The organism is Nocardia sp. NPDC004582 (genome assembly GCF_053602115.1).
Window position 1 is genome coordinate 5,344 of the sequence record NZ_JBSGCY010000082.1, and the last position, 24,203, is coordinate 29,546.

Sequence of the window (24,203 nt, forward strand, 5' to 3'; positions counted from 1 at the left end):
TCTTCCTCCGCGCGGTGCTCGGGTGGGGGGGGGGTGGGTGTGGGGCGGGGGGGGGGGTGGGGGGGGCGGGGGGCCCGCCCCCACCCCCCCCCCCGCCCGCGGGGGGGGGGGGCGGCCCCCCCCCCCCCCCCCCACGCCCGTTCTCGTTTGTGGCGCAGGTCTCGCCGGTGCGGCGTGCGTCATAGTGTCCGGCAGGTGAACAAACGGTGCCGTTCGACGACAATCCAATCACGCTGCACAGAAGTATATTTCGCATAACCGCCGGTCCGGTGACCTCGCGTTGTGAATAGCCGGAAGTGCCCACGACATCGATCCGCTATTGCGAATTCACCGGAGCGTGTTAGACATCGTGGCCATGATCAAGAAAATCCTCGCCGTCTCCGCCCTGACCGCCGGTGCGGTTATCGCCATTGCCCCGCAGGCGTTCGCCGATAACACCGATCCGACCGCGTTCTCCGACCGCACCGCCGATTTCGTCGTGTACAACGACCCGGCCGTGCTGGGCGCCAAGGACGCCGGCAAGCAGATCGTGGTGAGCCCCTACGGCACCAGCCACACCATCGCCTGCCGCGGCAACGGCGCGGATGTCGCGTGGTACGACTGCATGCAGCAGGACAACCCCGGCCTGGGCTGGATCATCCTGGAGAAGCAGGAACTGCCCGGCCTCGGCCCGGCGTGGGTCTACACCATGAAGTCCGACCCCAACGCCTGATCCGCCGACCGCACGGGTAAGCCCGGAAACTGGTCGGGGAGAAAGACGAAACCCGCCCGCTTCGTGAATTCGAAGCGGGCGGGTTCTGCGTTCGGGACGGTTCTAGGCTTCCAGCTTGTAACCCAGCCCGCGCACGGTGACCAGGTGCTCGGGCTTGGCCGGATCGGCTTCGATCTTCGAGCGCAGGCGCTTCACGTGCACGTCGAGGGTCTTGGTGTCACCGACGTAGTCGGCGCCCCAGACGCGGTCGATGAGCTGGCCGCGGGTGAGCACGCGCCCGGAATTGCGCAGCAGGTATTCGAGCAGGTCGAATTCCTTGAGCGGCAGCGTCACCGCCTTGCCGTTCACCTGCACGGTGTGGCGGTCCACGTCCATGCGCACCGGGCCGGCCTCGAGCACCGCGGTCTCGCTGCCGTTGTCGGGCTCCTCACCGGCGCCGCGGCGCAGCACGGCCCGGATGCGGGCGATCAGCTCGCGGGAGGAGTAGGGCTTGGTGACGTAGTCGTCGGCGCCCAGTTCCAGGCCGACCACCTTGTCGATCTCGCTGTCGCGCGCGGTCACCATGATGACCGGGACGCTGCCGCGCACCCGCAGCTGCTTGCACACGTCGGTGCCGCTCATTCCGGGGAGCATGAGGTCGAGCAGGACGATGTCCGCGCCCGAGCGGTCGAACTCGGCCAGCGCGGAGGGGCCGTCGCCCACCACGGTGACCTCGAACCCCTCCTTGCGCAGCAGGAACGCGAGCGGATCGGCCAGCGACTCCTCGTCCTCGACGATCAGCACACTCGTCATCGGGTTGCCTCCACACCGTTGGTTCTGGCCCGCCCGAGGGGGCGCGTGCCGTTTTCCTTCTTGGCCACCGGAACACCGGTGGCAAGTCTCTTGTCGACCTGCCCGTTGGAATCGGCAGGGTGGGCCGGGATACGCAGGGTGAACGTCGATCCGGTGCCCAGTTTGCTCCACAGGGTGATCTCACCGTTGTGGTTGGCGGCCACATGCTTGACGATAGCCAGCCCGAGGCCGGTACCGCCGGTGGCACGCGAGCGCGCCTTGTCGGCCCGGAAGAAGCGTTCGAAGACGCGTTCCTGGTCTTCCTTGGAGATGCCGATGCCGCGGTCGGTGACGGCGATATTGATGTAGCCGCCGCGCAGCGCCCGGCTCACCGACACGTGCGAGCCGCGCGGGGAGTACGCGATGGCGTTCTCGACCAGGTTGGACAGCGCGGTCACCAGCAGGGTCTGGTCGCCGAGCACCTCGAGGCCGCTGCCGGCGTCGGTGGACACGGTGATGCCCGCGGCCTCGGCGGTGGTGCGGGAGCGCTCGATGGCCTGGGTGACCACGGTGTCGACGTCGACGGCCTCGAGTTCGGGCAGCCGTTCGGCGCCCTGCAGGCGCGACAGCGCGATCAGCTCGGTGACCATCTTGCCCATGCGGCGGGCCTCGCCGTGCAGGCGTTCGCCGAAGTGGCGGACCGAGTCGGGGTCGTCGGCGGATTCCAGCAACGCCTCGGCCAACAGGCTCATGGCCCCGACGGGGGTCTTGAGTTCGTGGCTCACATTGGCGACGAAGTCGCGGCGGGTGGCCTCCATGCGGGCCTGTTCGGAGTCGTCGTCCGCGAACAGGACCGCGAAGTTCGGATTCTCCTGGGAGAGCGGCCGGGCAACTCCTCGGACAGCGAGGCGGGCGCGGCCGGGCATCGGGATCTTGGCGGTCAGCTCGAACTCGACGTCCTGGCCCCCGGCCAGCACCTGTTCGACCGCGGCCCAGGCGCGCTCGTCGAGCAGGCGGTCGTGGACCACGCCCAGCTCCTCTGCCCGCGGATTGACCAGCACGACGTCGCGGTACTGGTCGACGACGGCGATGCCGGATTCGGAGGCCAGCACGATCAGGTCCAGCACCTGGGACATGGTCAGCCCGGTGTCGGTGGCGGCGCGCATGCGCTCCTGGCGGGCGTTCACATACGGAATGAGCAGTCCGCCGACGGCCAGTCCTACTACGGCCGCCAGGACTGCCAAAAGCACGGCCTGTGGAACGCTCACACTGTGAATCGTACGGTCGCCGACGCGGGGTCAAACCCCGGGTGCAGGAAGTTTCACGCAGGTCATGGGTCCTTCCACCCTCGTTCGCCCGGTGTTCACGCGATGTTCGGTCAGCGTGTCGCGAGCGGTGAGCGCCCTTGTGGCAACCGCTTTCGCGGTGGCGGTTCAGTCCTCCGGATCGCCGTAGAGGGTGGTGCGCACGGTGTCGCCGTGCCGGTCGGCCCACTCCCCCAGCGCGAAGATCGGAACCAGCAGATCGCGGCCCGCCGGAGTCAGCGAATACTCAACGCGCGGTGGAGCTTCCGGATATCGGCGACGTTCCAGCAACCCCATCGCCTGCATGCGCCGCAGGGTCTGGGTGAGCATCTTCTGACTGATGCCGCCGATGGCGCGGCGCAAGTCCACCGGGCGCATCGGACCCTCGCGCAGTGTGTAAACGATCACGGTCAGCCATGAATTGCCGAATACGTCGACCGCCAGCCGCGCCGGGCAGTCCGACTCGCGGCCGCCGTATTCGGCGAACCGCGCCGGTTCGATGCTCTCGACCGTCATGCCTCCACCCTGCCACCGCCATTGGGCACCCGGGAGTGCGCTTCGGAATTCCTAGCGTCACCTCGTACAGCCCGAGCAAGGAGACGACATGCGAATCGGAATCATCGGAGCCGGACAGATGGCCCGCGCCCTGGGCGGCGGCTGGGCCGCGGCCGGACACGAGATAGCGCTGGGCGCAAGGACTTCGGCGCGCGCGACGGAGGCGGCCGCGGCCATCGGGCCCGGCGCCTGGGCCGCGACGGTGGCCGAGGCGGCCCGTTTCGGCGAGGCCACCCTGCTGGCCGTGCCGGTCGACGCGCTCGACGAGGTGCTGTCGATGGCCGACGGTGATCCGGACGCCGCGAACAACCCGGCGGCGGACGGCCGGCGGCCCGCGCACGTTCTCGCCGGGCGCACGGTCATCGACTGCACGAACGCGTTCGTGCCGGACAGCGGCGGCTTCGCCCTGTCCGAACCCGCGGTGGCACAGCGCATCGCGGCGTCCGCGCCCGGAGCCCACGTGGTCAAGGCGTTCAATCTGCTGGCGGCCGAGGTCTGGGCGGGACCGCGCCGCGAGTTCGAGGGCCGCCCGCTGACCGTCCCGCTCTGTGGCGACGACGCCGCGGCGGTCGCGAGGGTGGCGGGCCTGGCCGAGGATCTGAAACTGCGGCCGGTCCACGCGGGCGGACTCGAGCGGGCCCGGTATCTGGAGGCCACCTCGGCGTTCGTGGTGGGGCTGTGGTTCGCGGGCCACGATGTCCGCGCCCTGTTCCCGCCCCTCGAATCGGCCTTCGCGGTCCCGGACGGCGAATAGCGCTGCCGCACAGCCCGATCCCCATCCGCGACGACCGGCCGGTCGGGCCGGATATGAAAAACCCCGGGCGCGCACGCCGTTGTGCACGCTCGGGGATTCAGTCCCGGTGGGGCGGTGTCACCAGCCGGTGTTGCCGCGGACCGGGATGTTCACGAAGCTCGGACGGGCCGGGTCGAGCTGCAGGTGTTGCGGCTTCAGGCCGGTGTCGATGAGCATCGGGAGGATGGGCAGGCCCTTGGGGAAGTTGCCCGCGAACACGTCCACGCGCAGGCGGTGGCCCGGCTGCAGGACGGCCTGGGTGCCGCCGAGGGCGATATCGAGGGTGGTGGCCTCACCGGGCACGGTCTCCTGGCGCTTGTCCAGCGAGGTGAAGGCGCGCGGGTCGGTGTAGTCGCCGTTCGGGGAGCGGCTGCTGCGCTCCTCGTCGACCTGGCGCAGCGAGGCCATGAGCTCGCCGGAGGTGAGCACGGTGGATTGGCCGTCGGGGGCGACATCGTTGACGGTGACGGTCCAGTAGCCGTCGGCGGCGTCCTGAACGGTGTTGAGGTGCACCGCGATCGGGCCCGAGACCAGGGTGGCCTCGGCGACCGGCGCGCTGGTGAAGGTGAGCGCGTTGGTCTCGGCGACGCGAGAGTCCTTGGAGCAGCCGTCGATCAGGTTCAGGATGCCCGCGCTGGCCTGGGCCGCGTCATTGGAGCAGAGGGTGGTGAGGCCGGGCGCGACGGTGAGCCGGTCGCCGTCGCCGTTGGCGGCCGCGGTGAGCGAGCCGTCGTGCACGCTGTTCGCGGTGCCGGAGGCCTGCGCGGAGAAGTACATGCGCCGATACTCGGCCGCCTCGGAAGCCGGTGCGGTGGGCCCGAATCCGCCCTGGGTGTCCCAGCCGCCGCCCTGGGTCTTCAGCGTCACCGGGCCGTACTGGTCGATGCCGTTGTCGATGCCCTTGAGCCACTTGTCGAACCAGGCGCGCTGCAGCACGTCCAGGCGCGGGGGCGCGCCCACGCGGTTGACGTCCGCGCCGGAAGTGACGTGGTAGGTGTTGCCCATGAGCAGCTGCTTCTGACCGGGCGGCAGCGGAATCTGGTTGTAGATCTTGGATTCCGAGTAGGTGAACAGGTCGTGCCAGCCGCCGGTCACGAAGGTCGGGATCTGGATCCGGCTCGGGTCGCCCAACCATTGCTGCCGGTCCTGGGTGAGCCCGTTGAGCATGTCCTGCACGCGCGGGTCGAGGCTCTCCATGGTGGTGGAGGTGTAGGCCGACATCAGCACGTCGAGGTAGCCGAAGGGGTCGTTGACGCGATCCCGCAGCCACTTGAAGTCGAAGCTGCCCGCGGCGATCGAGGCCAGGTCCGGCACCCACTTGAGGCCGTTGATGGCGCTGAGCCACAGCGGGATGAAGTTGAAGCCGAAGCCACCGCCGGGCGCGAGCACGTCGTCGATGAGGTCGCTGCCGGGCACGATCGGGAAGATCGCCTTCAGCGCGGGCGGCTGCTTCTCGGCGGCCTGCACCTGGTTGATGGCGCTGTAGGACAGCCCGCTCATACCGATGCGGCCGTTGGACCAGCGCTGCTTGGACGCCCAGTCGATGGTCTCGACGGTGTCCTGCTGTTCGCGCCCGCGCAGCATGTCCCACTCGCCCTGCGAGAATCCGGTGCCGCGCACGTCCACGACGACCTGCGTGTACCCGGACTTGATGAGCTGGCGGTCGACGGAGAAGTTGCGGAGTTCGCCGTTGCCCGCCGCGTTCAGCAGTTCACCGAATCCGGTGAGGGGGGTGCCGTCGAGGTGGATGTTGCGGAAGACATCGAGGAGCGCGTCCGACAGGCCGGGAATGGAGAAGGCGCTGTCGGCGACGTTCGACACCAGCTTGGTGTAGGGCGTCATATTCAGCACGGTCGGCGTCGGGGTGTCGATGGGACGGCCCGCGGCGTCGGCCGGGTGGTAGATATTGCCCTTGAGGACGGTGCCGTCACTCATGGTGATCGGGACGTCCCATTCGATGAAGACGTTGGGGTACTGCTGTGGCCCGTCCTCGGTGTTGGTCCACGCGATTCCGGCGGCGCCGCCGTCGGGTCCGGTGGGCGTGATGGCATCGGCGGTGATGCCGGTCAAAGGTAGGAGCAGAGCGGCCGTGGCGGCTAATACCGTGGCCTGTAGCGCGTGCTTCATCGAACGTGATCTACCTCTCGCAGGTGGTCGAACGCCCAGCAGCATATCTACCGCGCAGTAAGTTGCAAACCCCGGTTACAGACACATCTTCGAATTCCCGACGCCCTGGCAAATTCTTTTGCGCGACTGAGGAATACCCTACGGCGGCGTAGTGAGATGTGTATCACATAGGAATGCGCGGAAAAACAATGCCCCACCCAATGACATTGGGTGGGGCATTGTTTCGGGGTTTCAGGACGAAGCCTCCCCGGGTGTTTCGGGGGTTTCCGGGACGAAGCCCCGGAGAGTTACGAGAGTTGTTATTTCCCGCCCTGGTTCGCGACGGCGGCGGCGCCGGCCGCGGCGGCCTCCGGGTCCAGGTAGACGCCCGCGCCGATGGGGCGCAGGTTCTCGTCCAGCTCGTACTTGAGCGGAATGCCGGTCGGGATGTTCAGCCCGGCGATGTCCTCGTCGGAGATGTTCTCCAGGTGCTTCACCAGCGCGCGCAGCGAATTGCCGTGCGCGGCAACCAGAACGGTCTTGCCGGCGCGCACGTCGGTCGCGATGGTGTCCTCCCAGTAGGGGACCATGCGGGCGACGACGTCCTTGAGGCACTCGGTCGCGGGGACCTCGATGCCCGCGTAGCGCGGGTCGCCGTCCTGCGAGTACTCGCTGTCGGCCTCGATCGGCGGCGGCGGGGTGTCGTAGCTGCGACGCCACAGCATGAACTGGTCCTCGCCGTACTGCTCCTTGATCTCCGCCTTGTTCTTGCCCTGCAGGGCGCCGTAGTGGCGCTCGTTCAGGCGCCAGTCGCGGACCACCGGAATCCAGTGGCGGTCGCAGGCGTCGAGGGCGTTGTTGGCGGTGCTGATCGCACGGCGCAGCAGCGAGGTGTAGACGATGTCCGGCAGAATGCCGTGCTCGGCCAGCAGTTCACCGGCGCGCTTACCTTCGGCGACACCCTTGTCGGTGAGGCGAACGTCCACCCAGCCGGTGAACAGGTTGAGGGCATTCCATTCGCTCTCGCCGTGGCGCAGCAAAACGAGGGTGTACGTCATGGGGTCATCCTCCCACGAGCAGCGCCGCGCCCCGCAGGGTGGCCTGATCAGTGAGTTCGGAGGGGACGACCCGAAGTTCTCGCAGGAAGCGCAGGCGGGCGTGGCCGAGCGCCGCCGCCCGCAACGGCTGCCACAGCGGTTCGCCGGACTGCGCGAAGCCGCCGCCGATGACGACCAGATCGGTGTCGAGCAACGCGGCCGCGGAGGCGACGGCGGTCCCGATGGCGGCGCCGGCCCGCGCGAGCGCGTCCACCGCGAGCGGCTCCCCGTCGCGCGCGGCCTGCGCCAGCTCCACCCCGGTGGTGCCCTCCCAGCCCTGCCGCCGGGCCCAGCGCACCGCGGACTTGCCGCTGCCGACGGCCTCCACACAGCCGAATCCACCGCAGGCACAGGGCTCTTCGTTGCCGGGCACCACGATGTGGCCGACATGTCCGGCATTGCCGGTGCGGCCCATGACGACCCGGCCGTCGCTGATGATGCCGCCGCCGATGCCCGAGGACACGGTCAGGCAGAGCGCGTTGTTCACACCGCGCGCCGCGCCGAGCCGGTGTTCGGCCAGCGCCAGGCAGGCCCCGTCGATGGCGCAGCGAATCTCGGCTGCGGGGAACACTTTCCGCACCGCGTCCACGATCGGGAAGCCGTCGGCCCATTCCGGGATATTGAGCGGGCCGCACACCCCGGCGGTGACGTCCACCGGCCCGGCCGAACCGATGCCGACCGCAGTCACCGTCGCCCCGGCGGCCACGGTGCCCAGTAATTCACGGCAGGCCGCCCACACCCCGGATTCGGGTACCGCGATGCGTTGTGAATTTCCGGGCGCGCCGGTCGAATCCACCAGTGCTGCCGCGAATTTGGTCGCTCCGATATCCAGCGCAAGCGCCACCATGGCTCCCCCGCCTCTCCGAGACTTCAGCGCACGGCTCAGATCCGTCCGAGTTGGCATTGCGTACCAGCGGTGGTGAGCCGAACCTATTTTGGACGTCCCCGATAAGTTACCCGGACCGGCGCGAAATCAGTTGTCACCCTGGCATACGAGGCAGCGTGTCGGAGTCATCGACAAGGTGTTCGAAGGCGCGCAGATTCTTCAGCGATTCGCCGCGCGAGACCCGCCATTTCCATTCCTTGCGAATGGATTCGGCGAAGCCGAGTTCGAGCAGGGTGTTGAAGTCGGCGTCGACGGCCTCGAGGATCTGGCCGAACCAGCGGTCGAGTTCGTCACCGGTGACGCGGTCGTTGGACATGCGCCCGACCAGGTAGATGTCGCCGACCCGGTCGATGGTGTAGGCCACGCCGTAGAGGCGGCGATTGCGGCGCAGCAGGAATTTGTAGACGCCCTCGAAGTTCTCGTCGGGCTTGCGGCAGACGAAGGACTCCATCCGCACGCCGTGCTTGCCGACGCTGACGCCGATGACCGTCTTGAGCTTGCGCTCGCCGGGCAGCACGACCGCGAACAGGTCGGGGGCCTCGCGGGAGTACTCGATCTCGCGGTCGCGCAGCGTGTCGTCGATGAGTTGTGCCGTGGCCCGGGCGGTTTCGTCGTTCAACCCGCCGCTGCTGGCGTGCGGGCGCGGCGTCCGGTCGCGCTCGGCCTCACTCATCTGCGTACCGCTCCTGTCCGTCGCCGCCATGCCAAGTCTGCCTCCCCGCGTGCTGACCTCGGGCTTACCGCTGTCCTGGTCAGCGCTCTGGCGCGATCAGTATGCAGGCTACCGCGCACCCGGTTCCCCCGAGCCTGCGACAACGCGGCCGAGTAGCTGTCCAGCAGCCCGTCGGCGGTGTGCGCCCAGGAGAAGTTGGCCGCGTGCTCGACCGCCGCGGTGCCCATGAGTTCGAGCCGGACCGGGTCCTCCAGCATGCCGCGCAGCGCGTTCGCCCAGTCCGGGGTGCGGTGGCCGGGAACCAGCAGACCGGAGACCCCGTCGCGGACGGCGGTGCCGAGCCCGCCCACGTCGGCGGCCAGCACCGGGGTGCCGCTGGCCTGCGCCTCGATGGCGACCAGGCCGAAGGATTCGTTGTAACTGGGCACCGCGACCAGGTCGGCGGCCCGGTACACCTGCACCAGCCGGTGCGCGGGCTGCGGCGGCAGGAAGGTGACGCGATCCGAGATGCCCAGGGCCGCAGCGAGTTCGATGAGGGCGTTGGGCCGTTCCAGCCCGCTGCCGGAGGGTCCGCCGACGATCACCACGCGCAGCGGCCGCGTGGGCGGCACCGGCTGCGTGGCCTCCTCGGCCAGCAGGTGCGCCGCGGCGCGGACCAGCACGTCGGGGGCCTTGAGGGGCTGGATGCGGCCGATGAAGGCGACGATCCGCTCGTCGGCGCGCAGGCCGAGCTCGGCTCGGGCGGCGAGCTTGTCGCCGGGGTGGTAGCGGGTCAGATCGGCGCCGGGCAGCACCACGTCGATGTGATCGGGGTCGGCGCCGTAGAGCTCGACGAGCTGGCGGGCCTCCTCGACGGTGTTGGCGACCAGCCGGTCGGACTCGGCGACGATCTGCTTCTCGCCGATCTCGCGGACCGCGGGCTCGGGGCAGTCGCCCTCGGCCAGGAAGGCGTTCTTGACCGCGGCCAGGGTGTGCGCGGTGTGCACCATCGGCACCCGCCAGCGGTCGCGCGCGAGCCACCCGATCTGGCCGGAGAGCCAGTAGTGCGAGTGGATCAGGTCGTAGTGGCCGGGCAGGTTGCGCGCCTCGGTGCGCAGTACCTCCGCGGCGAAGGGACACAGCTGGGTGGGCAGGTCGAACTTGTCGAGCCCTTCGAAGGGCCCGGCGACCACATTGCGGACCAGCACGCCGGGCGCGGCCTCGACGACCGGTTCGTCATTGGAGGAGGTGGCGCGGGTGAAGATCTCCACCTCGGTGCCGCGGCGCGCGAGTTCGAGGGCGGTCTGCAGCACGTAGACGTTCATGCCGCCCGCGTCGCCCGTACCGGGCTGCGCCAGGGGTGACGTATGCACCGATAGCACGGCAATCCGATTGGGCCGTAGCTCCGGGCGTTGACTCACCACTCCAGTGTGCACGGGGGTTACAACACCCCATGCACGGGTTACCTTCCCAAGTGACCTGACTCACAAGGATATTCGCCGGTGGGCATGCGGTTCCGCTATCGGCGCAGGTCTCGCGCGAAAGCGGTGATCTCGGCGGCGAATCGCTCCGGATCCTCGATGAAGAGGCCGTGCTGGGATCCCTCCCAGTACGAGGTCCGCACGTCGGGCGCGGAGGCGGCGATGTGGCGGCCGTTCTCGATGGGAACCACCGGGTCGGCGGTGCCGTGCAGCACCAGGACCGGGATGTCGAGGCCGCGCAGGGTGCCGGTGTTGTCGACCGTCCGGTAGAACAGCGCCTTGCGGACCCGGGGCAGGGTGGCGATGCTGCCGCCGAACAGCCGCTGGGCGTCGACGCCCTTGTCCCGGCCGGGACCGGTGTTGGCATTGCCGAAGGCGGCGAATCCGCGCATGGCCTTGCCCGCGCTCTCGTCGAAGACGTCGGGGATGGCCTTGCCCATGCCCGGCCCGGTCTCCGCGCCGGGCACACCGCGGCCGATATTGGCCTGTGAACCGGTGTAGACGACGCCCGCGAGGGCCGCGGTGCCGTGCGCGGTGAGGTAGTCGGAGGCGACGATGCCGCCGTAGGACCAGCCGAGCAGCAGGGCGCCGGAGGTGATGTCCTCGGCGGCGAGCACGGCGGCGATATCGCCCGCCCAGTTCTTCGGATCGTCGTAGCCGGTCTCGGGGGCGTCGGAGTAGCCGTGCCCGCGCAGGTCGACCGCGATCACCCGGAACTGCTCGGCGAGCAGGTCGGCGGCCCGGCCCCAGCAGCGCAGATTCCCGGACCACCCGTGCAGCAGGACCAGCGGCCGCGCCCCTTCCGGACCCGTCACCCGGTAAACGATGGTCGTGCCGTCCGTGCTCACTGCTTCCCGAATCGCCATAGGAGTGAGGCTAACCACCCGCGACGCACCGGCGACACGCCCTGCCTAAGCTCAGAGACATGAGCACTCGTACCGCTGTGGTGACCGGAGCCAGTTCGGGTATCGGCGAGGCAACCGCCCGCGAACTCGCCAAGCAGGGGTATCACGTCTACGTGGGCGCACGGCGGGTCGAGCGACTGGAGAAGCTGGCCGAGGAGATCGGCGGCACCCCGCTGGCCCTGGACGTGACCGACGAGGAGTCGGTGCGCGCCTTCACCGCGGCGGTCGAGCGGTGCGACGTCCTGGTCAACAATGCCGGTGGCGCGAAGGGCCTGGCCCCGGTGCTCGAGGCCGATCTGGACGACTGGCGCTGGATGTGGGAGACCAACGTGCTGGGCACGCTGCGGCTCACCAAGGCGTTGCTGCCCAAGCTGATCGCCTCCGGGGACGGCCTGATCGTCACCATCACCTCGATCGCCGCCTTCCACGCCTACGACAACGGTTCCGGGTACACCTCGGCCAAGCACGCGCAGGCGGTGCTGCACCGGACGCTGCGCGGTGAACTGCTCGGGCAGCCGGTGCGCCTGACCGAGATCGCGCCGGGCGCGGTGGAGACGGAGTTCTCGCTGGTGCGGTTCGCGGGTGACGCCGAGCGCGCGGCGAGCGTGTACCAGGGCATCGATCCGCTGGTGGCGCAGGACATCGCGGAGGTGGTGGGTTTCGTGGCGTCCCGCCCGCCGCACGTGAATCTGGACACCATCACGGTGACGCCGCGGGATCAGGCCGGGCCGGGGCGTTTCGCGCGCCGTTCCTGACCGCGGCGCGGCGCGGCGTAGTTGCGTTGCGCCGCATCGCGGTTCGACTCCCATGATCTGAATCACGGATTCTTCAAATCGGAATCCGCGCGCCGGCCGCTGCTACCGTCCCCCGCAACCGAGGGCGGCTTGGAGCGAACATGGTGAGATCACGAATCGAGGCGGTCGGGTCGTACCTGCCCGCCACCGAGATATCGACCGCGGAGCTGCAGGCGCGGGGCAGCGATTTCGCGGCCGAGGGCTACGACCACGTGATCCACCACCAATTCAGCGCGCCCGCGGTGGAATTGGTGTCCAAGATCGCCGAACGGGAATTCGACGCCCCGGTGCCGCCCGCGCTGATGGTGCTGGACCGCTACGGCAACACCGCGTCCACCTCGCATTTCGTGGTTTTGCATGACGCGCTCAAACAACGGCGGATAGCGTCCGGAGCGAAAGTACTGATGGTGCCCGCGGCCTCCGGCGTCGTGGCCGGGTTTCTGTCGGTGACCCTCGGCGACCTGCGGGTGTGATGCGGTATGGGAATCGTGATCTCTTCGATTGTCACCGAAATCGGTGGCGGCAGTTCGATCGAGCAGGCGGCGGCCGCAGCGCGCCGGGCCATCGCGGAGGCGGGCAGCACGCCCGAGCGGATCGACGCCCTGATCAATACCGGCGTCTACCGCGATTCGAACATGGTGGAACCGGCCATGTCCGCATTGATCCAGCAGCAGGTGGGAATCGGGCTGGAATATCACAGCGGCGATGTGCCGTGCCTGTCCTTCGACCTGATGAACGGGGCCTGCGGCATTCTCAATGCCATCCAGGTCAGTCAGGCGCTGCTGGCGGCGCCGACCGTGCATCGGGTGCTGCTGGTGTCCGGTGACGCGCACCCGTCGAAATCGCCGGAGCCGCAACCGGGTTTCCCGATCAAGCCGGTGGGCGCGGCACTGCTGCTGGAACGGGCCGCGGGCCCGGCCGGATTCGGGGCGCTGCACATCAGCGCCACGGACGGGCGGCCCGCGTCGGAGGGTTTCGTGCGCCTCCCGGAGATGGGGACGACCGGTCGGTCTTCCATCGTGGTGAACCGCCCCGGCGACCCCGAAGCGCTCCTGCGCCACGCGGTCTCGGCCGCGACCGAAGCCCTCGAGGTGGCGGACGCGCCCCTGGACCGCACCGTCCTCATCTGCGGGCGACCCACCCCCGACTTCCCCGCCCGGCTGGCCGAACGTCTGGGCCTCGCCCCCGAGGCGGTCAGCGCCGACGACACCGCGGGCGACGCCCACACCTCGGCCCTGCCCGTCGCGTACCTGGCGGCCCGCGACAACGGCGGGCTCGACCATGCCGACGTAGCCTTGTTCGTGGCCGCGGGGGCCGGCCCATCGGCCGCCGCCATCGCGTACCGCCTGCCGAAACCGTAAGCAGCGGTAAGTAATTCCGCCGGGAGGGGTCATGAACGACCTGTGGGTGATCGTGCCCGCTTACAACGAGGAACACGGCATCGTCGCCACCTTGGCCGCGCTCGCGAACCAGCGGGACCGCGACTTCACCGTGCTGGTGGTGGACAATAATTCCACCGACGCCACCGTGAAGGTGGTGCGCGACTTCGCCCTCGCGCATCCGGAGCCGCCGATCGAACTGGTCACCGAGGAACGCAAGGGCACCGGCGCGGCCGCCGACACCGGCATGCGCCACGCCATCGCGGCCGGGGCCACCCGGCTGGCCCGCACCGACGCCGACTGCCTGCCCGCCCCCGACTGGACCGCGCGGATCCGGACCGCCTTCGACTCCGGCCTGCGCCTGGTCAGCGGTCAGCTCATCCCCCGCACCGACGAGGGCGTGAGCCTGCTGGACCGCACCGTCATCCGGGTCGCCCTCGAGGTGGCCACGCAATTCGGCAAACTCCGGCCCGGCAATCAGGATCCGCGCTACCTGGGCCCGTACGTCATGACGCCCGGCTGCAATATGGCCATCACCGCCGAACTGTACGAGGCCGCCGGCGGCTTCCCGCGCACCGCCATCGAGGAACTGCACGAGGATCGGGCGCTGGTGAACGCGGTCCGCATGCTCACCACCGACTACGGGCTGCGGCGGGACGTGCGGGTGTACGGCTCCAATCGGCGCGTGAAAGCCTGGGGTGTGCGCAAGACCCTCGCCTGGTACGCCGACCACCGCTACAAACCGGAGCTGGTGGACATCCGGTGACGTCTGGATACCCGTCCACGGGCGAGGATTTCGTCGCGCTGCTGCGCGAGCAGGTGCTGCGCACCCCGGACGCCCCCGCCCTCGGCATGATCGGCGAACAGCCGCTGAGTTTCGCCGAACTCGACGCCCGCATCCGGCTGGTGGTGAAACGGCTGCACAGCAAGGGCTTCCGGCCCGGCGACCGGATGCTGTTCTCCATCCGGCCGTGCGTGGACGCCGTGGTGCTGGTGTTCGGGACCATCGCGGCGGGCGGCAGCATCGTCTTCGTGGACCCGGGCGTGGGCCCCGAATTGTTCGCGCGCCGACTGGAATTGGTGAAACCCGGCTGGGCCGCCACCGAATCGCTGCTCTACCTGCTGAGCGGGCCGCTGCGGAAATACGGCCGCCGGCTCGGCCTCTCGCTACCGGAATTCGGACGGCTACCGGTGCGCCACATCCACAGCGGCCCGCGGCTACCCGGAACGCCGCGCGGCTCCATCCCGCTCGGCCGCCTGATCGGCTCCGAACCCGGCTGGTCCGGCCCCGCCGCCGGCGCCACCGTGGACGCGCCCGGCGAGGATCCCGACGCCGAGGCGCTGATCGTCTTCACCTCCGGCACCACCGCGGACCCGAAGGCCGTGGTGCACACCCGCGGCTCACTGGGCGCGGGCCTGGCCGCCGTGGCGGGCTCCACCACCTTGATGCCCGGCTCGCACCTGCACACCGAGCAGCTGATGATGGGCTTGCCCGCGGTGCTGGAGGGGGCGCGCTGGTCGATGCCGCGGTATCCCCGCTTCAGCACCCACGTCGATCCGCTCGGCTTCGCCCGCACCCTCGGCCCGGCGGGCGGCGCGGACCGCGCCACCCACGCCTTCCTCACCCCCGCCGACCTGGCCGTGATCCTCGACGCCATCGAGGCCGGGCGGCTGACCGCGCCGGCGCACCTCGAGGAGATCTCCCTCGGCGGCGCGCCCGTCACCACCGCCCTGCTGCGCCGCGCCCGCGCCGCGCTCCCCGGCACCGAATTCCTGGCGATCTACGGGATGACCGAGATCCTGCCGGTGGCGATCACCTCCGGCGCCGACAAGCTCGACTTCGAGGGGGCGGGCGATCCGCTCGGCTTCCCGTGCGAGGGCGTGGACGCGCGCCTCGCCGACGACGGCGAACTCATCCTCTCCGGCCCCAACCTGTGCCGCGGCTACCTCGGCGAACCCCCGCTGAAGGAGATCGCCACCGGCGACCTGGCCCGCTTCGACGGCGGCACCCTGGTCCTGATGGGCCGCAAGAAGGACATGATGATCCGCGGCAAGACCAATATCTATCCGGGCCTGTACGAACCGGCCATCGTGGGCGTCGAGGGCGTCCGCGAAGCCGTCCTGGTCGGTCTGCCCGACGAGATCGGCGACGAGCGCATCGTGCTGGCCGTCGTCGCCGACCCGCACGCCACCGGTGTCGAGGCCCGGCTGCGCCGCGAATTACCCGGCCTCATCGACGTTTCCGCCCTTCCCGACGACATCGTCCTGGTCGAGGAGATCCCGGTGGCCGGCCGCACCAGCAAGCCCGACCGCGCCGAACTACGCGCCCGCCTGCAACGCCGTTGACGGATCCGGCCGCCGCGCCAGCGCGCCCAGCACCGCGTCCGCGAACGCCTCCGCCCGCGCCCGCGACACCACCGGATCCGCGTAACAGAACCCGAGGTGCATCTCCGCGTGCGCTGTCGTGACCGCGACCGTCATGACGCTCACGCACGAATTCGACGCGGCGACCCGCAACCCCGAAAGCCGCCACGCCCCGGCCTTTTCCGGGAACTCGACCCGCCCCAGATTCGTGACCGACACATTCCACGGCGCCCGCCGGTCCACCAGGGCCGCCAGCCGCCGACCGGATTCCAGCGTGCGCGGCGTCCCGAACCGCATCCCGGCCACCGTCGCCAGATGCCGCCCCTGCCGCACGCCACGATCCAATTGCCGCTTCACCGCCCGCGCCGCCTCCCACAGCGACACCCCGCGACCGAACGGCACGAACCCGACCAGCACCGGCGCGTACACGCCCAGTTCGGCCGAATCCACTCGCGGACCGAGCGATTCCCGGAAATCCACCGGCGACCCGATGCCCGCGACACCACGGCCGCGGGACGCTGCGGCGCCCCGCACGCCGGGTTCCGCGCCGCCGATCCCGTCGGCGACCGCGGCTGCCAGCGCCGCGTGCACGGTCACCCCGGCTCGGCGGCAATCGATGATCAAGGCGGCCAGCGCTTCCCGGCCGAGCACCCGGTGCACGACCCCGGTCCGCCGCTCGGACAGCGCCGTCACCGCGCCGGGCAGCCGCCGTGGCCGCCACACCAGCGCACCGATCTGGTCGGCCAGGGTGGTGTGCGCCCAGCGCCGGATTCCGCGCGCGCCGCGGGGAATCAGGTCGTCCGCGGCCGGGACCGGGGGTCGCGCGGCCACCGGGCCGGTCGGATCCGCCGCGTAGTCGATCACCTTGCGCAGCAACGCCAGTAACGAGCGGCCGTCCGCGATGATGTGGGAGACCGTCAGCACGATGTCGTGGTATTCGCTGCCGGAATCGGCTCCGCCGACGATGTCGGTGATCCGCGCCGAACCGTTCGCGAGATCGAAGGGCGCGGCGATCTCGGCGTCGATCACGCGCGCCCAGTCCTCGGCAGCACGGGATCGGATCCGCCGCACCGGAATTCGCGGGGCGGGTAACGGGCGGAACCACGGATCACCGCCCGCGTCATCCGAGATGCCCATCCGCAGCAACGGATATTCCGCGACCAGGGCCGCCGCCGCGGATTCCAGCCGCCCGGCCGGAATCCGCCCTTCGACGCGCAGGCGGGCGGCGCAGTTGGCCGGCGACATCCGGTCGATGATCCAGAACCATCGCTCCGAAGGACTCAGGGCGCGCCCGGAATCCGTTGCCGCCGTGCTCTTCCGGCCCGCGACCATGGACGCTCCTCACCACGGCGTTACTCGGCGAGGACCCTAACCCGGCGGTCGCGGGCGCGCGATTCGAGCGGTCAGCGGCCGCCGACCGGCTGCGGCGGCAGCGGGGTCGCGGAGATCTGGTTGTGCGGTTCGCCCTGCAGGGCGGACAGGCTCTTCCAGGTCTCCCAGTCGATGGTCCAGTCGTAGATGTCGCCGTCGGCCGCGGACAGCTGGATGCGGGTGCCGGTGACCTCGACCGGGTCGCCGTAGAGCGCGGTCGGGAAGTAGGCCTGGGCGTCGGCGTTGCTGAGGTTGATGCAGCCGTTGGTGACGTTCGAATTGCCCTGGGCGGACGCCGATTGCGGGTTGGCGTGAATGAACTCGCCATTGTTGGAGATGCGCACGGCCCAGCGTTCCCGCACGTTCGTGTAGAACGGCGGATTCGACATCATGAAGTCCTCGTACTTCTCCGTCACCACGTGGATGCCGGAGCGAGTGACGTTGCGGTCCTCGTTGCCCTCGCCGTAGCTGCACGCGAAGTCGAAGAGGGTGGCCCCGTCCCGCACCACCTGCACGCGGTGGGTGGGCGCGGCGGCCTTCACGATCTGAGCGCGGCCGATGCGGAAGTCGGAGGTGAGGTCGGAGTCGCCGTACAGGCCGCCGCCCATGTCCAGGCCGTACAGCTTGGCGCCGAGATGCACGGTGGTGCCGGGCTGCCAGTACTCGCGGGGCCGCCAGTGCGCGCGCGAGCCGCCGTTGTCGTCCTGCAGCCAGGCCCAGGAGCCCTCGGTGGCGGGGGTGGCGGTGACGGTGAGCGCCTTCTCGACGGCCGCCTTGTTCTCCACGTGCCCCTTGAACTGGAGCATGATCGGCGCCGCGATGCCGACCTCCTGCCCGTCGCCGATATTGACGGTGGCGGGGGCGGTCTTCTTGGGGCTGACGGTGCTGAACTTGCCGTCGATGGCGACCGGCTTGTTGTCGGTGCCGACGGCGGTGCCCGACCAGGTGTAGGTGGTGCCGTAGCCGAGCGGCTCGTTCACCGTGAATTTGCTGCGAGTGGCATCGAAGGTGCCGGTTACCTGCTTGCCGTTGGCGTTGGTCAGCGCCAGCTGGTCGATGCGGCCGTTGCTGACCGTGACGGACACCGGCGTGGTCGGGTTGACCTGCTCGGTTCCGGCGGCCGGTTCCAGTTTCACGGTCGCCACGGGTTCGGCGGGCTTGGCCGTGCCGCCACCCTTGTTCGACGACGAGCACGCCGCCGCGATGACCGCTGTCGACGCCACCAGTGCGGCACGCATGGCCGACCGGCGGGACAGTCCTCGATTACTCACTTGTTCGACCCTACCCCCGCAAACCGTGTATCCCGGACGCTGTTCTGGTGGCTCGCGCCACCCGCTACAGGCTCACTCCCACGGTCACGGGTTCGGGTTCCAGCTCGATGCCGAAGCGCTCGGCAACCCCTTCGCGAACCGTGCGGGCGAGGGTCGCCAGATCGGTCGCGGTAGCCGCGCCCCGATTGGTCAGCGCGAGCGTGTGTTTGGTCGACAACCGTGCCGGAGACCCGTCGCCCGGAAAGCCCTTGGCGAAGCCGGCGCGCTCGATGAGCCAGCCCGCCGAGAATTTTACCCCGCCCTCCGCCGGGTAGGTGGGCACGGCCACATCCGCGCCGAGGTGTGACGCGATCGCGGCGCGCACCGCGGCCACCCGCTCGTCCGGAATGACGGGATTGGTGAAAAACGAACCCGCACTCCAGGTGTCGTGATCGGCCGGGTCCAGCACCATGCCCTTGCCCGCCCGCAACCGCAGCACCACCGCGCGCACCTCCGCAGCCGGGCGGGACTCGCCCTCCGCCGCGCCCAGCGCGCCGGCCAGTTCCCGATACCCCAGCGGCGCGCTGGAACCGTCCGCGCGCAAGGCGAATTCGACGGCCAGCACCACCGCGGCGGCGCTGTGCTTGAGAATCGAGGTGCGGTAACCGAATCCGAGCTCCGCCGGAGCGACCCAGCGGATCTCGCCGGTGGCGCGATCCAGCAACCGCACCCGGCGCAGCAAACTCGCCACCTCGACGCCGTACGCGCCCACATTCTGCACCGGCGTGGCGCCCGCCGAACCCGGGATGCCGGACAGGCATTCGAGGCCGCCGAACCCGGCCGCCACCGTGGCCGCCACCACCGCGTCCCAGTTCGCGCCCGCCTCCGCGACGACCGAGTCCGCGCCGATCCGCACGTCCTCGGTGGCGATCCGCACCACGACCCCGTCGAAGCCGTCGTCGCCGATCAGCAGGTTGGAGCCGCCCGCGACGAGCAGCACCGGGATCCCGGCCGCGTCCAGTTCCCGCACCGTGGCCACCAGCGCGTCCGTGGTCTCGCAGTCGGCCACCGTGGCCGGGCCGCCGACCCGCAGGGTCGTCAGTTCCGCCAGCGGGACCCCGGCGCGCAGCCGCGCCCCGGTCGCCGCCAGCCGGTCCCGCAGGTCGTCGAACGCCACCACCCGAGAAGTACGCACAGGCACAGACGGTAGCCTGTCCGACCATGGCGACACCTCTGGCCTTCACTGGGCACTCGACACATCCCATGGCCGCGGTGCGCGCTGCGTTCGCGAACGAGCAGTACTGGAAGGACCGCATCGAGGCGGTGGGCGGCCCCAACGCCCGCATCGAGAGCCTCGCCATCAACGGTGACCAGGTGCGCGTCGACATGGTGCAGACCATCCCGGCCGCGGACCTGCCCGCCCAGATCACCGCGATCAAGCCGGACGGCCTGACCATTCCGCGCACCGAGATCTGGCACGGCAGCGGCGGCACCGTCGAGGCGCACGTGGACGGCGCGCCCGCGACCATCACCGGCAGCCTCACCGTCACCGACGACGGCGCCGGCTCCAGCTTCGTGGTCGACGCGACCATCGAGGTGAAGATCCCGTTGTTCGGCAAGAAGATCGAGGCGGCCATCCAGCAGCACCTCACCGAACTGCTGGAGCGCGAGGCCGAGTTCACCGACAATTGGCTGAGTTCTCACTGACCGAGGTCGCCCGGCAGTAACCTGAGCGATCGTGGCCCGCCGACTCGACTATTCCGCGCGGTATCCGCTGCACACCACCCACGAGGTGTACGCGGCGATGACGAACCGCGAGCACTGGGACGCCCGCATCGAGGAACTGCGCAAGCACTCCCCGAACGACATCGTCAGCCTGGAGTCCGGCGACGACGGCATCACGGTCGAACTACGCCACGTGCTCCCCCGCGACACCCTGCCCGAGATGGCGCAGATGGTCGTGCACAAGGACATGGTGATCACCCGCCGGGAGACCTACGGGCCGTACGCGCCCGAGGTGACCGGCGCCTACACCGCCGAAATCCCCGGCAGCCCGGGCACTCTCGGCGGCACCATGCGGCTGTTCCCCACCGAGACCGGCTGCACCCTGCGCACCACCTCGCGGGCCCAGGTCCATGTTCCGTTCTTCGGGCGCAGGCTCGAACAGCTCATGCTGGTGAATCTGGTGGACCTGTTCCGCGCCGAAGCCGAGGTGACGAAGGTTTGGCTGGATCAGCAGCACCCCGTCGGGTGACCAAGCCCATCGGCACCATCACCCGCGGCACCACCGGCATCAACAGGTTGCGCCGCGGGGACCGGTGGATGACGCACGACCCGCTCGTCGCGGGGAGATTGCTGGACGCCGCCGATCCGCTGGTGGTGGATCTCGGTTACGGGGCCAGCCCGGTCACCACGCTGGAGATGGCGGCCCGGCTGCGGACCGTGCGGCCCGATCTGCGCGTGGTCGGACTGGAGATCGATCCCGACCGGGTGGTCCCGGGCCGGGACGGAGTGGTGTTCGCCCGCGGCGGTTTCGAACTCGCGGGGCTGCGACCGACCCTGGTGCGCGCCTTCAATGTGCTGCGCCAGTATCCGGAATCCGCTGTGCCCGAAGCCTGGTCGACCATCCAGTCCGGTCTGGCCTCCGACGGCCTGCTCCTCGACGGCACCTGCGACGAACTCGGCCGCCGCTGCGCCTGGATCCTGCTGGACCGCACCCGGCCCCTGTCCCTCACCCTGGCCTGGGACCCCTTCACCGTCGACACGCCCTCCGACATCGCCGAACGCCTGCCCAAGGCCCTCATCCACCGCAATATCCCCGGCGAACCCATCCACACCCTGCTGAGCGCCGCCGACCGCGCCTGGTCCATCGCCGCGCCGCTGGCCCCCTACGGCCCCCGCGTCCGCTGGCGCCACGCCGCGAACCTGCTGCGCGAGCAGGGTTTTCCGCTCCGCGACCACCGCCGCCGCCTGCGCGACAACATCCTGACGGTGCCCTGGTCCACCGTCGCGCCCCGGCCCTGAGCAGGTCCCGCGAGTTACCCTGTCCCCCCTACGGCTCCCACACTCCGGCCCCCGCGACGGGGCATCGGTGGCCGACCGCAGGCTGCACTGATCCGCGGGTATCACGCGCGGATCAGTGGAGCTTGTGGAGCAGGTCCCGCACCGTGCCGCTGATCGCGGCGGGAGCGAGCAGCGACCGCGGCGCGAAGGGCTGTCGCCACAGACCGCCGTGGGCGGCGCCCGCCGCGAACAGCGCTTCCGGGTTGGACATTCGCGGCTCGTCGGGCGCGTACAGGTCGGCGACCAGCTTCGCGGCGAGCAGGGTCCGCGCGGTGGCGGGATCGAAGATCTCGATGCCGAAACGGGAGGACGCGCGATACGCGGCCGCACGCCAGCCGTTCTCGCGGGTGAGGCTGCGGGTCCAGGCGGGCGGGGCCACCGTGAACGACACCGGATGTCCCGCCGACACGGCCAGCACCGCCCGCCAGCGCGGCAACCGTTGCGCCAGCGCGTAATCCGGCCCGGCCAGCGCGGGCAGATTGTCGAACAACCCCCACGCGCCGCCCTCGGCGTCGAAGATCGGGCGGGTGTAGTTGAGCCGGTACAGCGAGTGCGGCGCCGCCCGGTGCAGCAGATCCTGCGCGTTGCCGCGGAAACCGCGCCGCGCCAGGTGATCCCGGGCCGCCGCCACCACCGACGCCGGGACCGCGTAGGTGTCGGTCGGCGAACCCAGCATGGCCAGCGCCGCGTCGGGATGGTGCCGCAGCACCGCGTCGGCGAGCACGTCGGAGGCCACGGCCAGCCGCACCCCGGCCGATCCGGGCAGCCCGGCGTAGAGCCCGAGCACCGGCCGCGCGTCGCGGTGCGCGGTGATCCACTGGGCCAGCGCCGGAAAGCCTCTGGAGATGTCGACGCCGGGCTCGCCGTCCAGCACCGGATAACGCAGCACGCCCGCACCGGATTTCGCGGCGTCGCGCAGCCGTTCCCAGCGCATCCGGCCCGGCCGATCGACCGCGAGCACCTCCGCGCCCCAGCTCAGCAGCGGCCGCAGCGGCCCGAGTTCGGCGCCCGCGCCGGTCACGGTCATCCGGAAACCGGGCAGCGCCAGCCATTCCGGATGCTCGATGACCCGCTCGATCGCGGCCACGAAATCGGCTTCCAGAACGCCGCGGGTCTGCCATTCGGCCAGCCGCAGCCGCAGCGCGTCCTCGGCGAGCAGCAACCCCCGCCAGGGCACCTCGAGCCGCTTCACGGCCGGGGCCTCCCCGGCCACCGCGGCGGTCTCGAACCCGGTGCCCTCGGCGGCGGCGTCCACGTCGACGGTCTCCAGGGGCGTCACCGTCCGCCCGGCCGAGAACCGCAGCATGTGCCGCACCGAGCGCAGTCCGGCCGCGGCCATGCCGGTCGAGACCTCGGGCGCGCCGATGGCCAGCGCGGTCATACCGCGGAACACCCGGTGATAGCCGTGCCGCCAGTCGCGGCAGGTCTCCACCGATTGCGCCAGGTCGGCGTCGTAGGGCCGGATCGCGTCGGCGACGACGGCGGCCGAGAACATGTCCGCGATCCGTTCGGGCGGGCCCGGCGGAAACACCAGATCCCACACGCCAGCACCGGTCCCCATATCAGTCACCCTGCCACGAATCGCGCGCCCGCAAAACTCGAATCCCGCACCTCGTGATCCCCGCGAAACCGTCGGGCGAACGCTAGCGGTGATCCTCCTGAGCGCGGGCCAGGGCGCGCCGCACCCGGGCCGCGGTGGCCGGGTCCAGAGCCGCACTGGCGGAACGGATCTCGGCCCGCGCGCAGCGATGGATGGCGACCGCGTCGGACACCACCTCGTCCAGGGCGGCCTGCCCGATCCCGGCCTCGGCCAGATCCATGACCGTGCGCAGCGGCGTGGTCACCAGGAACGCGCCCGCCGATTCCACGTCCTTGCGCGCGAAGCTGCGCCGCAGCACCACCAGCCGCGGCGACAGCGGGAACCGCCCGACCCGCGCCGACAGGTGCACGAACCGCGGCCGTAACCGGCCCAGCCCGTGCAGTTCGGCGGCGCTGTGGTGGGAGACGGCCGCCGCCCCGTCGAACCAGGCCGACCACATGGCGTACTCGTCGAGCGGCCCGTCGGGCCAGTCGGCCAGCCGGAGCAGTCCCACCCCCGACCGCAGCACGCTGCCGTCGCGCAATCCGTCGCGGATCCGGACCTCACATCCGGTGCGCAGTACCTGCCGGGTGGTGAAGTATCCCGCGTGCCGCCCGGCCTGCTCCCGCAACGCGTCCCAGCCGTGTTCCGGATCCCCCGGTCCCGCGTTCCCAGCCATGGCACTCAGAATAAGCCGGAGCGTTGTGTGTTATGTCACATTCCGCGGCTGTGTGCCGACACCTCACAGGATGCACAGAGCTCACACAGAAAGCTCGGGAAGAATCGCCCCCATGAGTTCGGAACCCACCTCGGACGACGCAACCAAGCGCGAGCCCTCCGCCGCGCAGCCGGGCGAGCCCACCGTGCGGCCCGGCGACTCCACGGCGCAGCCGGTCGACCTCGGTAAACCGGACAGCACGCCCACCGAGGTCCTAGGTGCGAGACAGGACGCGACCACCGACTGGTGGAACGACCCCGCCAACACCGGCGACCCGGCCACCCCAGACCCCGACGCCCAGCCCACCCAGGTCCTGCACCCCGGCGAGGCCGCGTACGCGGCGGGCGCCACGGTCCGGCCCGGCACCGGCTCGGCCCCCACCGCCGACACCGCGAAGCTCGCGGCGAACGGCACCGGCCCCAC

Annotated in this window: 24 protein-coding genes and 1 pseudogene; 11 read left to right on the forward strand and 14 right to left on the reverse strand. The window is 70.4% G+C overall.

Translation table 11 applies throughout. The annotated features are described in order from the left end of the window. The first annotated feature begins 355 nt into the window (after window positions 1-355). Window positions 356-712 carry a hypothetical protein gene (locus tag ACWELJ_RS21765; protein WP_452367960.1) on the forward strand — a complete coding sequence of 119 codons (357 nt, stop codon included), beginning with the start codon at window positions 356-358 and terminating at the stop codon, window positions 710-712. A 102-nt stretch (window positions 713-814) separates the two neighbouring features. On the opposite strand, the gene ACWELJ_RS21770 is transcribed toward ACWELJ_RS21765, so the two are convergent. From ACWELJ_RS21770 to ACWELJ_RS21780, 3 genes are all read right to left on the reverse strand, one after another. Then, the gene (locus ACWELJ_RS21770) at window positions 815-1,504 is read right to left on the reverse strand and encodes a response regulator transcription factor (RefSeq protein WP_357090946.1); all 690 of its coding nucleotides are present in this window, start codon (window positions 1,502-1,504) and stop codon (window positions 815-817) included. After that, window positions 1,501-2,751, reverse strand: a complete 1,251-nt coding sequence (locus ACWELJ_RS21775; protein ID WP_452367961.1) for a sensor histidine kinase — start codon at window positions 2,749-2,751, stop codon at window positions 1,501-1,503. Before ACWELJ_RS21775 ends, ACWELJ_RS21770 begins: the two co-directional genes overlap by 4 nt. Before the next feature lie 165 nt (window positions 2,752-2,916). After that, window positions 2,917-3,303 carry a winged helix-turn-helix transcriptional regulator gene (locus ACWELJ_RS21780; RefSeq protein ID WP_452367962.1) on the reverse strand — a complete coding sequence of 129 codons (387 nt, stop codon included), beginning with the start codon at window positions 3,301-3,303 and terminating at the stop codon, window positions 2,917-2,919. An 88-nt stretch (window positions 3,304-3,391) separates the two neighbouring features. On the opposite strand from ACWELJ_RS21780, the gene ACWELJ_RS21785 reads away from it, so the two are divergent. Further along, window positions 3,392-4,096 (forward strand): NADPH-dependent F420 reductase, encoded by a 705-nt coding sequence (locus ACWELJ_RS21785; RefSeq protein WP_452367963.1) that lies wholly within the window; start codon window positions 3,392-3,394, stop codon window positions 4,094-4,096. 117 nt (window positions 4,097-4,213) lie between these two features. On the opposite strand, the gene ACWELJ_RS21790 is transcribed toward ACWELJ_RS21785, so the two are convergent. The 6 genes from ACWELJ_RS21790 to ACWELJ_RS21815 all read right to left on the reverse strand — a co-directional run bounded on the left by ACWELJ_RS21790 (window position 4,214) and on the right by ACWELJ_RS21815 (window position 11,223). Beyond that, window positions 4,214-6,262, reverse strand: a complete 2,049-nt coding sequence (locus ACWELJ_RS21790) for a CocE/NonD family hydrolase (RefSeq protein ID WP_452367964.1) — start codon at window positions 6,260-6,262, stop codon at window positions 4,214-4,216. Between the two features lie 299 nt (window positions 6,263-6,561). Continuing rightward, window positions 6,562-7,299 carry a phosphoglyceromutase gene (locus ACWELJ_RS21795; protein ID WP_452367965.1) on the reverse strand — a complete coding sequence of 246 codons (738 nt, stop codon included), beginning with the start codon at window positions 7,297-7,299 and terminating at the stop codon, window positions 6,562-6,564. 4 nt (window positions 7,300-7,303) lie between these two features. Next, window positions 7,304-8,242, reverse strand: coding sequence for an ROK family protein (locus ACWELJ_RS21800; RefSeq protein ID WP_452367966.1), 939 nt, complete (start codon window positions 8,240-8,242; stop codon window positions 7,304-7,306). Window positions 8,243-8,318: 76 nt separating this feature from the next. Next, entirely contained in the window at window positions 8,319-8,897 is a 579-nt protein-coding gene (locus ACWELJ_RS21805; protein ID WP_452367967.1) for a YbjN domain-containing protein, read from the reverse strand. Further along, window positions 8,894-10,297, reverse strand: a complete 1,404-nt coding sequence (gene mshA / locus ACWELJ_RS21810) for a D-inositol-3-phosphate glycosyltransferase (RefSeq protein WP_452367968.1) — start codon at window positions 10,295-10,297, stop codon at window positions 8,894-8,896. Before mshA ends, ACWELJ_RS21805 begins: the two co-directional genes overlap by 4 nt. Before the next feature lie 98 nt (window positions 10,298-10,395). After that, on the reverse strand, window positions 10,396-11,223 hold the full coding sequence (locus tag ACWELJ_RS21815; protein WP_452367969.1) for an alpha/beta fold hydrolase: 828 nt from the start codon (window positions 11,221-11,223) through the stop codon (window positions 10,396-10,398). Between the two features lie 59 nt (window positions 11,224-11,282). Between ACWELJ_RS21815 and ACWELJ_RS21820 the strand changes: the two genes are divergently transcribed. The 5 genes from ACWELJ_RS21820 (at window position 11,283) to ACWELJ_RS21840 (ending at window position 15,781) form a co-directional block, all read left to right on the forward strand. Further along, a complete protein-coding gene (locus ACWELJ_RS21820) occupies window positions 11,283-12,017 on the forward strand; it encodes an SDR family NAD(P)-dependent oxidoreductase (protein ID WP_452367970.1) in 735 nt (244 codons plus the stop codon). A gap of 140 nt (window positions 12,018-12,157) precedes the next feature. Then, the gene (locus ACWELJ_RS21825) at window positions 12,158-12,529 is read left to right on the forward strand and encodes a 3-oxoacyl-[acyl-carrier-protein] synthase III C-terminal domain-containing protein (protein ID WP_452367971.1); all 372 of its coding nucleotides are present in this window, start codon (window positions 12,158-12,160) and stop codon (window positions 12,527-12,529) included. Window positions 12,530-12,535: 6 nt separating this feature from the next. Beyond that, a complete protein-coding gene (locus ACWELJ_RS21830; RefSeq protein WP_452367972.1) occupies window positions 12,536-13,417 on the forward strand; it encodes a hypothetical protein in 882 nt (293 codons plus the stop codon). Window positions 13,418-13,448: 31 nt separating this feature from the next. After that, complete coding sequence (locus ACWELJ_RS21835) at window positions 13,449-14,201, forward strand: glycosyltransferase family A protein (RefSeq protein WP_452367973.1); 753 nt, start codon at window positions 13,449-13,451, stop codon at window positions 14,199-14,201. Further along, window positions 14,198-15,781, forward strand: coding sequence for a class I adenylate-forming enzyme family protein (locus tag ACWELJ_RS21840; protein WP_452367974.1), 1,584 nt, complete (start codon window positions 14,198-14,200; stop codon window positions 15,779-15,781). The genes ACWELJ_RS21835 and ACWELJ_RS21840 overlap by 4 nt, the downstream gene beginning before the upstream one ends. On the opposite strand, the gene ACWELJ_RS21845 is transcribed toward ACWELJ_RS21840, so the two are convergent. The 3 genes from ACWELJ_RS21845 to ACWELJ_RS21855 form a co-directional block, all read right to left on the reverse strand. Continuing rightward, the gene (locus tag ACWELJ_RS21845; protein WP_452367975.1) at window positions 15,755-17,131 is read right to left on the reverse strand and encodes a phthiocerol/phthiodiolone dimycocerosyl transferase family protein; all 1,377 of its coding nucleotides are present in this window, start codon (window positions 17,129-17,131) and stop codon (window positions 15,755-15,757) included. The two genes, ACWELJ_RS21840 and ACWELJ_RS21845, sit on opposite strands and share 27 nt — an antisense overlap. Window positions 17,132-17,202: 71 nt before the next feature. Continuing rightward, window positions 17,203-18,408: a L,D-transpeptidase gene (locus ACWELJ_RS21850; protein WP_452367981.1), complete on the reverse strand. Its 1,206-nt coding sequence runs from the start codon at window positions 18,406-18,408 to the stop codon at window positions 17,203-17,205. Between the two features lie 97 nt (window positions 18,409-18,505). Further along, window positions 18,506-19,597, reverse strand: a complete 1,092-nt coding sequence (locus ACWELJ_RS21855) for a UDP-N-acetylmuramate dehydrogenase (protein WP_452367982.1) — start codon at window positions 19,595-19,597, stop codon at window positions 18,506-18,508. Between the two features lie 44 nt (window positions 19,598-19,641). Here ACWELJ_RS21855 and ACWELJ_RS21860 point away from each other — a divergent pair, with 44 nt between their 5' ends. The 3 genes from ACWELJ_RS21860 to ACWELJ_RS21870 are packed head-to-tail and all read left to right on the forward strand — an operon-like array spanning window position 19,642 to window position 21,444. Continuing rightward, on the forward strand, window positions 19,642-20,127 hold the full coding sequence (locus tag ACWELJ_RS21860) for a DUF2505 domain-containing protein (RefSeq protein ID WP_452367976.1): 486 nt from the start codon (window positions 19,642-19,644) through the stop codon (window positions 20,125-20,127). Window positions 20,128-20,158: 31 nt separating this feature from the next. Then, a complete protein-coding gene (locus tag ACWELJ_RS21865) occupies window positions 20,159-20,674 on the forward strand; it encodes a DUF2505 domain-containing protein (RefSeq protein WP_452367977.1) in 516 nt (171 codons plus the stop codon). After that, window positions 20,671-21,444 carry a class I SAM-dependent methyltransferase gene (locus ACWELJ_RS21870; protein WP_452367978.1) on the forward strand — a complete coding sequence of 258 codons (774 nt, stop codon included), beginning with the start codon at window positions 20,671-20,673 and terminating at the stop codon, window positions 21,442-21,444. Before ACWELJ_RS21865 ends, ACWELJ_RS21870 begins: the two co-directional genes overlap by 4 nt. A 112-nt stretch (window positions 21,445-21,556) precedes the next feature. Here the strand turns inward: ACWELJ_RS21870 and ACWELJ_RS21875 are convergent, their stop codons facing one another. After that, on the reverse strand, window positions 21,557-23,044 hold the full coding sequence (locus tag ACWELJ_RS21875; protein ID WP_452367979.1) for a hypothetical protein: 1,488 nt from the start codon (window positions 23,042-23,044) through the stop codon (window positions 21,557-21,559). An 82-nt stretch (window positions 23,045-23,126) separates the two neighbouring features. Then, the gene (locus ACWELJ_RS21880; RefSeq protein WP_452367980.1) at window positions 23,127-23,741 is read right to left on the reverse strand and encodes a hypothetical protein; all 615 of its coding nucleotides are present in this window, start codon (window positions 23,739-23,741) and stop codon (window positions 23,127-23,129) included. 112 nt (window positions 23,742-23,853) lie between these two features. Between ACWELJ_RS21880 and ACWELJ_RS21885 the strand changes: the two are divergent. Continuing rightward, window positions 23,854-24,203, forward strand: a pseudogene (locus ACWELJ_RS21885) (hypothetical protein); the annotation flags it as partial.

Coding starts and splice junctions, on each gene's coding strand:
- ACWELJ_RS21765 (WP_452367960.1), top strand. CDS start 356: ATGATCAAGAAAATCCTCGCCGTCTCCGCCCTGACCGCCGGTGCGGTT.
- ACWELJ_RS21770 (WP_357090946.1), bottom strand. CDS start 1,504: ATGACGAGTGTGCTGATCGTCGAGGACGAGGAGTCGCTGGCCGATCCG.
- ACWELJ_RS21780 (WP_452367962.1), bottom strand. CDS start 3,303: ATGACGGTCGAGAGCATCGAACCGGCGCGGTTCGCCGAATACGGCGGC.
- ACWELJ_RS21785 (WP_452367963.1), top strand. CDS start 3,392: ATGCGAATCGGAATCATCGGAGCCGGACAGATGGCCCGCGCCCTGGGC.
- ACWELJ_RS21790 (WP_452367964.1), bottom strand. CDS start 6,262: ATGAAGCACGCGCTACAGGCCACGGTATTAGCCGCCACGGCCGCTCTG.
- ACWELJ_RS21795 (WP_452367965.1), bottom strand. CDS start 7,299: ATGACGTACACCCTCGTTTTGCTGCGCCACGGCGAGAGCGAATGGAAT.
- ACWELJ_RS21800 (WP_452367966.1), bottom strand. CDS start 8,242: ATGCCAACTCGGACGGATCTGAGCCGTGCGCTGAAGTCTCGGAGAGGC.
- ACWELJ_RS21805 (WP_452367967.1), bottom strand. CDS start 8,897: ATGAGTGAGGCCGAGCGCGACCGGACGCCGCGCCCGCACGCCAGCAGC.
- ACWELJ_RS21815 (WP_452367969.1), bottom strand. CDS start 11,223: ATGGCGATTCGGGAAGCAGTGAGCACGGACGGCACGACCATCGTTTAC.
- ACWELJ_RS21820 (WP_452367970.1), top strand. CDS start 11,283: ATGAGCACTCGTACCGCTGTGGTGACCGGAGCCAGTTCGGGTATCGGC.
- ACWELJ_RS21825 (WP_452367971.1), top strand. CDS start 12,158: ATGGTGAGATCACGAATCGAGGCGGTCGGGTCGTACCTGCCCGCCACC.
- ACWELJ_RS21830 (WP_452367972.1), top strand. CDS start 12,536: ATGGGAATCGTGATCTCTTCGATTGTCACCGAAATCGGTGGCGGCAGT.
- ACWELJ_RS21835 (WP_452367973.1), top strand. CDS start 13,449: ATGAACGACCTGTGGGTGATCGTGCCCGCTTACAACGAGGAACACGGC.
- ACWELJ_RS21845 (WP_452367975.1), bottom strand. CDS start 17,131: ATGGTCGCGGGCCGGAAGAGCACGGCGGCAACGGATTCCGGGCGCGCC.
- ACWELJ_RS21850 (WP_452367981.1), bottom strand. CDS start 18,408: ATGCGTGCCGCACTGGTGGCGTCGACAGCGGTCATCGCGGCGGCGTGC.
- ACWELJ_RS21860 (WP_452367976.1), top strand. CDS start 19,642: ATGGCGACACCTCTGGCCTTCACTGGGCACTCGACACATCCCATGGCC.
- ACWELJ_RS21875 (WP_452367979.1), bottom strand. CDS start 23,044: ATGGGGACCGGTGCTGGCGTGTGGGATCTGGTGTTTCCGCCGGGCCCG.
- ACWELJ_RS21880 (WP_452367980.1), bottom strand. CDS start 23,741: ATGGCTGGGAACGCGGGACCGGGGGATCCGGAACACGGCTGGGACGCG.